The following is a 12,511-nucleotide window of genomic DNA, read 5'->3' as shown; positions in this document are numbered from 1 at the left end:
CGCCGGCGGCCAGCGCCAGCGGCGAGGCCAGGCTCAGCCGGCCGGAGCCGGTCTGCACGGTCAGCTCGCCGGCACCGGCCGACACGACCGTACCGGGCAGGAAGTTGGACGAGCCGATGAACTCGGCCACGAACCGGGACTCCGGCCGCTCGTAGACGTCCCGCGGCCGGCCGATCTGCTGGACCTTGCCGTCCCGCATGACCGCGATCTTCGACGACAGCGCCAGCGCCTCGGTCTGGTCGTGGGTCACGTAGACGGAGGTGACGCCGAGCTCGCGCTGCAGCCGCTTGAGCTCGAAGCGCAGGCTCTCCCGCAGCTTCGCGTCCAAGTTGGACAGTGGCTCGTCCAGCAGCAGCAGCGGCGGCCGGGTGACCAGCGCCCGGGCCAGCGCCAGGCGCTGCTGCTGGCCGCCGGAGAGCGTGATCGCGCGGCGGCCGACGTACTCGCCCAGCTGCATGACCTCCAGCACCCGCTCGACCCGCTCGGCGATCTCGGCCTTGGGCGTCGTCCGGACGCCCCGGTGCCGCACCTGCAGCGGGAAGGCCACGTTGTCGAAGACGGTCATGTGCGGCCAGATCGCGTACGACTGGAAGACCATGCCCAGGCCGCGCCGGTTGACCGCGACGTCCACCGGCGGCGCACCGCCGGCCGGGTCGCGGGCGAACAGCACCCGCTCGTCGACCGCGATCCGGCCCGCGTCGGGCTTCTCCAGTCCCGCCACCGAGCGCAGCGTCGTGGTCTTGCCGCAGCCGGACGGGCCGAGCAGCGTGAACATCTCGCCGTCCTCGACCGTGAACGACACGTCGTCGACCGCCCGGACCCGGGCGCCGCCGCTGTCCGGGTCGTAGGACTTCACCAGGTTCTGCACCGACAGCATCGGCTCGCCTCCGTACCGTCGACGCGGACCGTCCCGTCATGGTAGGACCATTTCCGATGACTGGGAAGCGGGCCACGCGGTCCCGGTCATCGACACCTGGATGCAGCAGATGGCGCAGGACTGGCTCGTCGACCCGCCCATGGTCTGACAGTTTGCCCTTCGGCTTGGTATCGTCGGCCTGACCCGGCGACTGGGAGGGGTGACGGCCGTGACGGAGCCCATCGTGTCGGTCCGCGGGATCTCCAAGAGCTTCCAGGCCGACGACGCGGCCCGGGACGACGGCCGGGTGCTGGCTGTCGACGACGTGAGCTTCGACGTCCGGCCGGGCGAGATGTTCACGCTGCTCGGCCCGTCCGGGTGCGGGAAGACCACCACGCTGCGCAGCATCGCCGGCCTGGAGGACCCGGACCGGGGCACGATCAGCGTCGACGGCCGGGTCTTCTTCGACGGCACCCGCGGCGTGCGGATCGCGCCGGAGTCGCGCGGGCTCGGCATGGTCTTCCAGTCGTACGCGATCTGGCCGCACCTGACGGTGTTCCGCAACGTCTCGCTGCCGCTGGCCGTGCTTCCCCGCCGGACCCGTCCGGACAGCCGCACGATCAGGACCCGGGTCGAGCAGGCGCTGGCGGTGACCGGGCTGGCCGACTACGCCGGCCGGTCGGCGACCAAGCTGTCCGGCGGCCAGCAGCAGCGGCTCGCGCTGGCCCGCGCGCTGGTCGTCGAGCCGCGGGTGATGCTGCTGGACGAACCACTGTCCAATCTGGACGCGACGCTGCGCGAGTCGATGCGCTTCGAGCTCAAGCGGCTGCAGCGCGAGCTCGGCCTGACCGCCATCTACGTCACCCACGACCAGACCGAGGCGCTGTCGATGTCCAGCCGGATCGCGGTGCTGGAGGCCGGGCGGATCCGGCAGCTGGGCAAGCCGCGGGACGTCTACGAGCGGCCGGAGTCCCGGTTCGTGGCCGACTTCATCGGCGTGACCAACTTCCTCGACGGCACGGTCAAGGAACAGCGCGACGGCCGGTCGCTGGTCGCCTGCGCCGACGGCGAGCTCTGGGTGGCCGGGGTCGAGGCACCGGCCGGATCCCCGGTGACCCTGTCCGTCCGCCCCGAGTGCGTCGAGCTGGCCGAGACCGCGCCGGCCGAGGCCACCGCGAACGTCTGGACCGCGACCGTACGGACCCGGGCATTCCTCGGCGACAGCGTCGACCACGTGCTGGAGACCGGCAAGACCGAGCTGCGCAACCGGGCCGCGCCCGCGCTGTCGGTGGCGCCCGGCACCGAGGTCTACCTGAGGATGGACCCGGACCGGATCACCGTCGTGGCGGCCTGAGCCGGCCGGTCGTCGCGCCTCGGCCTGAGCCGTCGGCGGCGGACTAAGTTAGGATTACCTAACTAAGTCTCTCGACCGCGAGGAACCATCTATGGCAGAGCCCACGATCGAGACCCGCCGGGCGGCGCGACCCCAGGCCGTGCTGAGCGTACGAGGGAGCAGGTGGCTCAGCGCCCACACCGTCCGGCTGACCGTCGGGGGGCCGGGGTTCGCGGAGTTCCGTCCCAACGACTTCACCGACAGGTACGTCAAGATCCACTTCGTCGACCCCGCCCTCGGCCTGACCCCGCCGTACGACCTGGCGGCGCTGCGCGAGTCGCTGCCACCCGAGCAACGGCCGGTCACCCGGACGTACACGGTGCGCCGGGTCGAGCCGGACCGGCAGCAGCTGAGCATCGACTTCGTCGTGCACGGCGACGAGGGGATCGCCGCGCCCTGGGCCGCGCAGGCGGCGGTCGGGGACACGCTCTCGCTGTCCGGCGCGGGCGGGGCCTACCGTCCCGACCCGGGCGTGGACTGGCACCTGTTCGCCGGGGACGAGTCGGCCCTGCCGGCGATCTGCGCCGCGCTGGAGGCGCTGCCCCGCGACGCCCGCGGCATCGCGTACCTGGAGACGCAGGACGAGCAGCAGCTCGACGCCGACGTGCCCGACGGCGTCGAGCTGGTCTGGCGGCAGCGCCCCGAACCCGGCAGCCGGCCGCAGCTGCTGGCCGACGCGGTCAGCTCCGGCTACTGGCTGCGGGGCCGGGTCGGGGCGTTCGCGCACGGCGAGCGCGAGTCGATGAAGGCCGTCCGGGCCGTGCTCAAGCGCCGGCTGACCGAGGCCGACCAGCTCTCGCTGTCGGGCTACTGGGCGGCCGGCCGGACCGAGGACCGCTTCCAGGCCGAGAAGCGCGAGCCGATCGGCCGCATCGAGAGCTGACGGCGGACCGGTCTGATCCCCAGGCTCAGCGGGCGGCGTCGAGCGTCCCGGTGAGCTCGATGATCCCGCGGTCCTCCAGCAGCGCCGCCATCTTCGGCACGTCGATGTCGCGCATCAGCCGCTGCACGAACGGGCTCAGCACGAGCGAACGGTCGATCGTGGCGGCCATCGTCACCGCGTTGTCGATGTCCTTCTCGTACCAGGTGAAGCGCATCTCCTCCAGCTCGCGCAGGGTGCGGCTGTCGGTGGGCCCGTTCTGCAGGGCCGGCCGCATCACGGTCGGCGGCACGCCGAGCTCGGCGCCGAGCGACAGCGCCTCGGCCAGCACGACGATCTGGGCCCAGTGCACGAGGTTGTTCACGGTCTTGCCGACCTGCCCGCTGCCGAGGTCGCCGAGGTGGTTGACGTGGCTGGTCCAGGACGCGAACACCGGTTGCAGATCGGCCACGTCCGCGGCCGTCCCGCCGACGAGCAGGTTGATCTGGCCGTCCCGGGCGCCGCGGACGCCGCCGGTCAGCGCCGCGTCGACGACCCGGACCCCGGCCGGCGCCAGGTCCTCCTGGACGGCCAGGCAGGTCGCGGTCTGCACGGAACTGTGGATGACCAGGATCGAGCCGGCCTTGGCCACCTTCCCGTACTGGCCGGCGACGAGCCGGACGTCGTCGTCGGTGGGCACCATGACCAACGCGACCGGGGCGCTCGCGATGTCGTCCACTGTGGACGTGCTGCGGGCGCCGAGGGCCTCGGCCTGGCTGCGGCGGTCCGCGTCCAGGTCGCAGACGACGACCGGGAAGCCCGCCCCCACCAGGTACCTGACGATCGGCGCGCCCATCGCTCCCGCGCCGACGAGGGCGATCTCGTCCTCAGTGCTGAACGGCAACGTCCACTCCCTTCCGCTCCACGTACGCGTCGACCGCCAGCACGCCGCCGCCGGCCGGGAACACCATCACCGGGTTGAGGTCCACGGCCGTCACGTCGTCGGCCGCCACCGCCTCGGAGAACCGGCTCACCAGCGTGGCCAGCGCGGCCACGTCCCGGGGCTGCTGGCCGCGGGCCCCGGCCAGCAGGGCCCAGCCCTTGAGCTCGTGCAGCAGCGCCAGCACCTGGTCCTCGGTGACCGGGGGCAACGCGTACACGACGTCGTGCAGGATCTCCAGGAAGATGCCGCCGAGCCCGAAGGAGACGATCGGGCCGAGGATCGGGTCCCGGTGCATGCCGAGGAAGAACTCCGCTCCCCCGCCGACCATCGCCTGCACCTCGATCGCAGCGCCGTCGCCGAGCACCCTCGCCTTGGCCAGCAGGCGGTCCGCGGCCGCCGCCGCGTCCGGCGGGGTCGCGATGCCGAGCTCGACCAGCTGGTGCTCGCTCTTGTGGGCCAGGCCGGACACGACGCCCTTGAGCACGACCGGGTAGCCGAGCTCGTCCGCCCGGGCGACGGCGTCCACCGTGGACTCGGCCAGCGCGCTGCCGACGTAGGGCAGGTCCCACTTGCGCAGCCACTGCGTGGTCCCGGTCCAGTCCAGCACGGTGCCCACGGCGACCGGCTCGGGCGCGGCCGGGACGGCCGGGAAGCCGGCCTCACCCGCCACGGACGGCCGCTGCTGCAGGTGCCGGAACGCGCCCAGCGCGCCGCCGTACGAGGTGAGGAACGGGGTGCCGAGGCGGTGGAACAACTCGTACCAGGCCGGGTCGGAGGTCTCGTGCACGCGGGACATGAACACGCACTCGGCCCCGGCGTCGCGGACGAGCGCCGCCAGCGTCGCGTACATCTGTTCGTGCCAGGGGGCCGGCGCCGGCGCGAGGTTCATCCGCAGGCCGACCACGGCGACGTTCTCGTCCGCGGCCAGCGCGGTGAGGCTGCGCCGGAACACCTCCGGGGCCGAGGTCCGGGTGTTCCGGACGTCCAGCGGGTTGGGCAGGATCCCGTCCCGGGACAGCGCGTCGTCCAGCTCGGCCTGGGTCGCGGGCGTGACCGGCGCCAGCTCGAGCCCGAGCGCGTCGGCCATGTCGCTGAGCATCCCGCAGTCGCCGCCGGAGATCGTGGCCAGCGCCAGGCCGGTGACGTCGGTGCCGACCGGGATGCCGCCGGCCAGCGCGATCGTGTCGAGGAAGTCGGACAGGTCGTCGACCACGACCGCGCCGACCTGCCGGTAGAGCGCGTCCCAGACCGCGCTGCCGGTGGCCATCCGGCCGGCGTGCGAGGCCGCGTTGAGCATGCCCCGCTCGGACTTGCCGATGCTGAGCACGACCAGCACTTTGCCCGCGGCCGAGGCGGCCAGCAGCGCCGCGGCCAGCTCGCTCGGCCGGGTCGTCGACTCCAGCACCGTCCCGATCACGGCGGTGTCCACATCGGACGCGTAGTGCCGGACGAAGTCGGCGACGTCCAGGACGGCCTCGTTGCCGACCGAGATCGCGCCGCTGATGCCGATCCGGCGCTCGGAGACCTGGTTCATGACCAGGTTGAGCATCCCGCTGGACTGGAAGGCCAGCGCGACGTTGCCCGCGGTCAGGTCGGGCAGCGTCCCGCCGACCCAGGCGCCGATGCCGCGGGCCGGGGCGGCGTAGCCGAGGCTGTTCGGGCCGAGCAGCGCGACCCCGGCGGCGGCGGCCTTCCGCGCCAGCGCGAGCTGGCGGGCACTGCCCTCGGCGCCCTGCTCGGAGTAGCCGTCGGCGATGACGAGCATGGCCCGGACGCCGACCGCGATCACCTGGTCCAGCACGCCGTCGACGAGTTTCCCGCCCACCACCGAGACCACCAGCGACGGCCGCTCCGGCAGCGCGGCCAGGTCCGGGTAGCAGCGCAGACCGTCCACATCGGAGTACCGGGGATTCACCGCGTACACGTGCTCGGCCGGGACGCCGTGGTGGACGAGGTTGCGCAGCACGCTGGCCGAGTAGTGCTTGCCCGGGGAGGCGCCGACGACCGCGACGGCGCCGACGTCGAACAGGGCGTCGACCTCGACGGCGGCGCGAGCTGGGGCGATGGTCATGGGCACCTCTCTGTGCTGGCTACCGGCGGAACGACCAGGAAACCAAGAAATTCAGAACCGCAGCTTGGTCACCCGCAGGGTGGCCAGGCCGATGACGAGACTCACGACGGTGATGACGACGCCCAGGGCCGAGACGACGCTGAGGTTGCCGTTGACGAACAGGTCGAGCAGCTGGGTCGAGAGCAGCGGCGACGTGGCGGTCACCAGGAACGCGGCGATCGACAGCTCCCGGAAGCTGTTGAAGAAGATGAACGACCAGGCGCCCAGCAGCGGCGCCCGCACCAGCGGGACGGTCACGTGCCGCAGCACCCGGGCCGGCTTGAGCCCGCTGACCCGCGCGGCCTCCTCCAGCTCCGGCTTGATGCCCATCAGGCCGGGCTCGGCGTACCGCACCGCGTAGGGGACGTAGTTGGCCAGGAAGGCCAGCGTGATGCCGAAGATCGTGCCGTAGACGCCGATGTGCACGTGCAGGTAGAGCACCAGGAAGGCCAGGCCCATCACGACGCCCGGCACCGCCAGCGGCAGCCCGGCCAGCTGGCTCAGCGCGACCCCGGTGCGGCCGCGGCGGCGCACGATCACCCACGCCGCCAGCGCGCCGAGGGCGGTCGCCGCGGTCGCGGTCAGCACGCCGACGCTGATCGAGTTCCGCAGCGCGGTGAAGAACTGGGGATAGTTGAACAGCGTGTGGTAGTTGGCGGTCGTCCACTCCGAGAGGGTGCCGCCGAAGTTGCGCTGGAACGAGGCCACGAACACCGCGAGCACCGGCACCAGGTAGGTCAGCAGCAGCAGGATCATGAACGCGATCGCCGCGTACTTCCCCTTGCCCAGCGGCATCGGGGTCGGTCGGAAGGACTTGCCGCCGACCACCTGATACTTGTGCGACGCCCGCACGATCCGGTTCTGCGCCAGCAGCAGGACACCGAGGATCAGCACCAGGATCACGCCGTACGCGGAGGTGCTGGCGTAGTCGGCGATGAACGAGTCGTGCAGCCCGCGGTAGATGTCGGCGGTGAACACGTGCACGTTCGCCGGCACACCCAGGAAGATCGGCACCTCGAACGACTGCACCGACCGGATCGCCATCAGCAGGAACACCGACGCGAACGTCGGCCACAGCAGCGGCAGCGTGACCCGGCGCAGCACCATCAGCCGCCCGCCGCCGGCGACCTTGGCCGCCTCCTCCAGCGACGGGTCGATGCTGCGCAGCGGGCCGACCGCCATGAGGAACACCATCGGGGTGAACAGCAGCGACTCGACCAGGATCATCCCGGCCATGCTCTGCACGTTGAAGTCGCAGGTACCGGCCAGGTGGTTGCGGCAGAACTGGTTGATCAGGCCGTTGTTCGGTCCGAAGAGGAGGATCCAGCCGATGATCTTCACCATGCCGGGCAGGGCGAAGCCGAGGAACGCGGTCAGGTAGGCCAGCCACTTGGCCGGCATGTCGGTCCGGGCCACCAGCCAGGCCAGCGTCATCCCGAACACGAGCGCGCAGAAGCTCGCGCCGACCGAGAAGATCAGCGTCCCCTTGCCCGACCGGACCAGGTCGGTCTCGTCGAACAGCGCCTGGTAGGCGTTGAAGAACCCGGTCCGGCCCAGGATCGGGTCGGAGTTGACGCTCTGCCAGGCCATGATGACCAGCGGCGGGACGACGAGCAGGCCGAGGAGCAGCACCAGGATCAGCGACGGGTGCGGGCGCAACCGCCGCCAGGTCCGCCGGCCCGACCCGGCCGGGTCGGGCACCGACTCCGCGACGGCGGCGCTGCCGAGGATCTCCTCGGCGACACCGTCCGATGTGGACACGGTCATGGTGCTGCTCCTCTCGCCGTCCCTGCTCGTCGGGCGTTCGGACTTCTCAGATCACGCGTTGAACGAGGAGTTCAGCACGTCCTGCCACTTCTTGTACGCGGCCTGGTACGCGGCCACCGTCGGGAAGTCCTCCTCCGGCGCCCAGACCTTGAAGTCGGCCGGGGACAGCGGCGAGGAGTAGCCGAGGCCCTCCAGGATCTTCTGCCCCTCCGGGCCGAGCAGGAAGTCGTTCATCAGGACCGCCGCGGCCGGGTGCTTGGCGTTCTTGAGGATCGCGACGTCCCCGAGGTTGGGCACCACCGAGCCGACCGGGATCCACTTGACCGGCGAGCCCTTCTTGATCAGGTCGCTGGCGTGCGACTGGAACACGCTCGGGGACGCCCCGACCTCGCCCGAGCCGACCAGGCCCATCAGCGCGGCGCCGGAGACCGCCTGCACCTTCATGCCCTCCTGGCCGAGCTGCTTGAGCAACGCGGTGCCCTGCTGCTCGCCGAGGTCGTGCAGCACCGAGCCGACCCAGCGCACGCCGGTGGTGCTGGACGCGACCGAGGTCTGCTTGGCCAGCTCGGGCTTGGCCAGGTCCTGCAGGGTCTTCGGCACCAGGTCGCCGGCGACCTTCTGGGTGTTGTAGCCGAAACCGATGTAGGAGATGCGGTTCGTGGCGTACCGGACCGTGCCCGCGGCGGAACCGGCCTTCTTGTACGTGTCCGGGATCCTCGCCGCGGACAGGTTGCTGAAGTCGGCCAGCTGGCCCTGGTCGTTGAACAGCTCGATGCCGTCGGAGGTCACCTCGAGCGCGTCGGCCGAGGGCTGGCCGGCGGACAGCTCCTGCTTGACCCGCGTCACCACGTCGTTCTGGGCGCCGCGGAAGACGTTGATCTTGATGTACGGGTACTTGGCCGTGAAGGCCTTGGAGATGTTCTGGTACGAGTCGCCCGCGAGCGAGGTGTACCAGTTCAGCGCCCCCTCCTTGCGGGCCGCGTCCTCCAGCTGCTGCTGGCGGTCCGAACCGGACACCGTGAGGATGGCGGCCGCGCTGCCACCCCCGCTGCCGGTGCTCGTGCTGGTGCTGCAGGCGGTCGAGACCAACCCGATCAGCAGTGCCGCCGTGACCGCGCCCAGCGGTCGGCGGCGCAGCAGTCGGGTCGTCGTACGGGACATCGGTCGGGTCGTGCGAGGCATCGCCGCCTCCTCGTCGTCAGCGTGGTGTTGCGGGAATCAGGGGGGTTTCCACCCGTACGCCGAGACCGGGCTCGTCCGGCGCGACGGCCGAGCCGGACTCGATCTCCAGGCCGGTGGCCACGTCGCCGGTGAGCCGGGCGAACTCGCCCACCTCGCCGGCGTCCTCGCCGCCGGGCAGGGCCGCCGCCGCGTGCAGCGCGGCTGCGTTCATGATGCGGCTGCCGACGTGCGCGCCGATCCGGTAGCCGACCCCGTGTGCGTGGCACAGGTTGGCCGCCAGCAGCAGCGCGTCGATGCCGCCGAGCTTGCTGAGCTTGAGGCTGACCGCGTCGACGGCCCGCTCCCGCAGCAGCTCCCGGATGGCCGGCAGCGAGTCGGCGGCCTCGTCGGCCTCGATGGTCAGCTCGCTGTGCTCGGTGACGTACTTCAGGCCGATGAGGTCGTGCTGGGGTACCGGCTGCTCGAAGACCGCGACGTCGTAGCGGACGATCGCGGCGCCGAACGCGACGGCGCCCTTGCGGTCGTAGCTCTGGTTGGCGTCCACGGTCAGCACGGCGTCCGGCCCGACCGCCTCCCGGATCGCCCGGACCCGATCGACGTCCAGGGCCGGCGGCGTGTTCTCGACCTTGATCTTGAAGTGGTCGTAGCCCTCGTCGGCCAGTCCGGCGGCGACCTTGGCCATGTCGTCGGGCGCCTTGAGCGCGAGGATCCGGTTGGCCCGCAGGCGTTTCGGCCCGGGCGCGCCGAGCAGGCGGTACACCGGCGCACCCACGGTCTGGCCGAGCAGGTCCCACCAGGCCTGGTCCACCATGGACCGGACCGGCGCGACCAGCGTCGGGCTCCACGGGTTGCCGACCAGCGCGAAGTGGTCGGCCGGGTCGGCGGCGAGCACCCGGGGCAGGTGCGCCCGGGCGACCGCCTCCATCACCTCGATGTCGTAGCCGAGGTGCGGGATCTCCGAGGCCCAGCCGAGCCCGACGCGTCCGTCGTCGTCGACGAGCTCCAGCAGCAGGCCGATGCTCTCCGCCCGGGCCCCCAGCGCGAACCGCCAGGTCGGGTCGGTCTTGGGCATGACGACGCGGGTGAGCCGGGCGTCGGCGAAACGGCGGGATCCCATCGGGCTCAGTCGCGCACGAGCTCGAAGCGGGGCAGCGAGAACCCCTCGGCCGGGTGGTCCTCGTACACGACCCGGACCGGGGTGCCCACGGCCATCAGGCTTTCCGGCACCTCGCCCACGATCGTCGAGCTGATCAGCGGTCCCTCGTCCAGCTCCACCAACGCGTACGTGTAGGGCACGTCGTCGGTGAAACCGGGGTGGAACGCCCAGTGGTGCCGGTTCATCGCGAAGATGCGGCCGCGGCCACTGCCGGGCTGCCACGACATGTTCCGGGCGAACTCCTCGTTCTCGTGCTTGATGCAGAAGGCCTTCGGCCAGTACTGCGCACCGCAGGTGTGGCAGGTCCACAGCAGCAGCTGGTGTTCCTTCAGCCCGTTCCAGAACGCCTCGTTGTCGGCGTCGATGTTCGGGAACGGCTTGGTCCAGGGCTTCGGCTCGGTCTCGGTCATCACGCCACCCCCAGGATCGTGCTGGTGTGGATGGAGCACATGCCCGGCGACACCAGCTCGCCGCCGTGGCCGGTGGCGAGCACGGTCTCGCAGTCGGGCACCTGCCGCTCGCCGGCCTGCTTGCGCAGCTGGGTCACGCCCTCGGCCCAGCCGGTCAGGTCGCCCAGGTGCCAGTTGGACAGCAGCCCGCCGCCGGTGTTGACCGGGATCGAGCCGCCGGGCCCGATCGCGCCGGACTCCACGAACGTGCCGCCCTGGCCCTTCTCGCACCAGCCGTAGTCCTCCAGCTGGAAGAGCACCTCGGCGGTGAAGCAGTCGTAGAGCTGGGCGCAGTCGATGTCCTGCACGCCGGACAGGCCGGCCTGCTCGAACGCCTTGGCCTTGGCCGGGGCGACGGCCATCTCGGTGAAGTTCCGCTTCTCCCACCAGAGTTCCGCGGCGACCTCGCCGAAACCCTGGCCCTGCACGTACACCGGCTGCTGGGCGCAGTCCTTGGCCCGCTCCTCGGTGGTGAGGATGAACGCGATCGCGCCGTCGGAGACGAGGCTGACGTCGAGCAGGTGGTACGGCTCGACGACCCAGGGCGAGTTCTGGTGGTCCTCGACGGTGATCGGCCGGCCGTACATGCGGGCCTCGGGGTTCAGGCAGGCCCAGGACCGCTCGGCCACCGAGATCGCGCCGAGCTGGGCGCTGGTCGTGCCGTACACGGCCATGTGCCGGGCCGCCATCCAGCTGTGGTGGCTGGCCGCGCGGACGTCGCCGAGCGGCTTGCCCCAGTAGCCCTCCTTGTCGGCGTGCGCCATACCGCGCATGCCCTTCTTCTTCGTCGCCTGGGACTTGGTGTAGTCGTCCACGGCGCCGACGCAGAGCACGTAGTTGGCCAGCCCGCGGTCCAGGAACCCGGTGGCGACGGCGGTCGCGAGGCCGGCGAGCGCGCCGCCGCGGCCGACGGTGAAGTAGAACTGGGCCGGCACGCCGAGCACCCGGGTGAAGACGTCCGAGTAGTTGGCGCGATCGCCGCCGCCACCGGTGCGGCGCAGGTCCAGCGCCCCGTCGATGTCGCGGATGGACAGTCCGGCGTCGGCGATCGCCCGGCGGGCGGCCTCGGCGGCCATCATCCGCTGGCTGGTCCCCGGTGGGGCGGAGTGGACGGTCCCCAAGCCGGCGACGGCGATCCGTTGCCTACCAGTCATTCGCGTTCCTCCGGCCGCTGCACCGCCGCGACGGTGTGGGTGGGATGGGATGGGCAAGTGCCCATCTGCGGGCCGAGGCGGACCCGCACTGAGTCGGAGTATGGCTTGAAGGTCTGTCCTTTAGCAAGGAGATGTTACGAGCCCGCGTCGGGTTAGCGTTCCCTAACCCGGGAGCCGTTCCAGGCGTGAAAACCCCGTATTCATAGGGTTTCCGGGCTCTTTCCGGCTTGACCGTCGGCCACATTGCTGTCGCAATGGTCAGTCCATTTGGATTCAAGAATCAAGCCGGGAGTTCTCGAGGTCGAGCTCGCGGCCGATGGCGTCGGCCGGGATCTCGTCGGCGTCGCGCATCTGGACCAGCCGGCGCTGCGCGTCCAGCACCGCGTGCACGGTCCGCTGTAGGCCTGGGATCCGGTCCGCCACCCCGTCCTCGTCGACCTGACGCTTGCGGGCCGGCGGCCAGCGGCGGCGGCGGCGGCGGCGGCGGCGGCGGCGGCGGCGGCGGCGGCGGCGGCGGCGGCGGCGGCGGAAGTCGTACCATGCCCTGGAGGCGTTCGAGGGTGTCCGGACGGTCCAGTCCTCCTCGCCCAGCTCCCGCAGGCGTTGCCGGGCCGCGTCGGTCGCGGCCAGCCGGGCGTGCAC

The 12,511-nt window shown here is 71.6% G+C and carries 11 protein-coding genes; 2 read left to right on the top strand and 9 right to left on the bottom strand.

The genetic code is table 11. From position 1 onward, the window contains the following. A partial coding sequence (locus VGP36_25640; protein ID HEV7658096.1) for an ABC transporter ATP-binding protein occupies window positions 1–877 on the bottom strand: 877 nt, incomplete at its 3' end. Window positions 878–1,085: 208 nt separating this feature from the next. Between VGP36_25640 and VGP36_25635 the strand changes: the two genes are divergently transcribed. Both VGP36_25635 and VGP36_25630 read left to right on the top strand, forming a co-directional pair. After that, on the top strand, window positions 1,086–2,210 hold the full coding sequence (locus VGP36_25635) for an ABC transporter ATP-binding protein (protein HEV7658095.1): 1,125 nt from the start codon (window positions 1,086–1,088) through the stop codon (window positions 2,208–2,210). 91 nt (window positions 2,211–2,301) lie between these two features. Beyond that, window positions 2,302–3,132 (top strand): siderophore-interacting protein, encoded by an 831-nt coding sequence (locus VGP36_25630; GenBank protein HEV7658094.1) that lies wholly within the window; start codon window positions 2,302–2,304, stop codon window positions 3,130–3,132. 25 nt (window positions 3,133–3,157) lie between these two features. Here the strand turns inward: VGP36_25630 and VGP36_25625 are convergent, their stop codons facing one another. The 8 genes from VGP36_25625 to VGP36_25590 all read right to left on the bottom strand — a co-directional run. Then, window positions 3,158–4,012 (bottom strand): NAD(P)-dependent oxidoreductase, encoded by an 855-nt coding sequence (locus VGP36_25625; GenBank protein ID HEV7658093.1) that lies wholly within the window; start codon window positions 4,010–4,012, stop codon window positions 3,158–3,160. Then, window positions 3,996–6,122, bottom strand: coding sequence for an acetate--CoA ligase family protein (locus VGP36_25620; protein ID HEV7658092.1), 2,127 nt, complete (start codon window positions 6,120–6,122; stop codon window positions 3,996–3,998). The genes VGP36_25625 and VGP36_25620 overlap by 17 nt, the downstream gene beginning before the upstream one ends. A gap of 51 nt (window positions 6,123–6,173) precedes the next feature. Next, a complete protein-coding gene (locus VGP36_25615) occupies window positions 6,174–7,928 on the bottom strand; it encodes an iron ABC transporter permease (GenBank protein HEV7658091.1) in 1,755 nt (584 codons plus the stop codon). Between the two features lie 51 nt (window positions 7,929–7,979). Next, a complete protein-coding gene (locus tag VGP36_25610; protein HEV7658090.1) occupies window positions 7,980–9,089 on the bottom strand; it encodes an extracellular solute-binding protein in 1,110 nt (369 codons plus the stop codon). A 37-nt stretch (window positions 9,090–9,126) separates the two neighbouring features. Then, window positions 9,127–10,227 (bottom strand): mandelate racemase/muconate lactonizing enzyme family protein, encoded by a 1,101-nt coding sequence (locus tag VGP36_25605; protein ID HEV7658089.1) that lies wholly within the window; start codon window positions 10,225–10,227, stop codon window positions 9,127–9,129. Between the two features lie 5 nt (window positions 10,228–10,232). After that, on the bottom strand, window positions 10,233–10,676 hold the full coding sequence (locus VGP36_25600) for an OB-fold domain-containing protein (GenBank protein HEV7658088.1): 444 nt from the start codon (window positions 10,674–10,676) through the stop codon (window positions 10,233–10,235). Further along, entirely contained in the window at window positions 10,676–11,869 is a 1,194-nt protein-coding gene (locus VGP36_25595; protein HEV7658087.1) for a thiolase family protein, read from the bottom strand. Before VGP36_25595 ends, VGP36_25600 begins: the two co-directional genes overlap by 1 nt. Before the next feature lie 273 nt (window positions 11,870–12,142). After that, on the bottom strand, window positions 12,143–12,511 hold a 369-nt coding region (locus tag VGP36_25590), incomplete at its 5' end, for a hypothetical protein (GenBank protein HEV7658086.1).

The sequence above is a fragment of the Mycobacteriales bacterium genome, assembly GCA_035995165.1.
GTDB lineage: Bacteria > Actinomycetota > Actinomycetes > Mycobacteriales > CADCTP01 > CADCTP01.
This window is presented reverse-complemented; position numbering and strand designations above follow the sequence as displayed.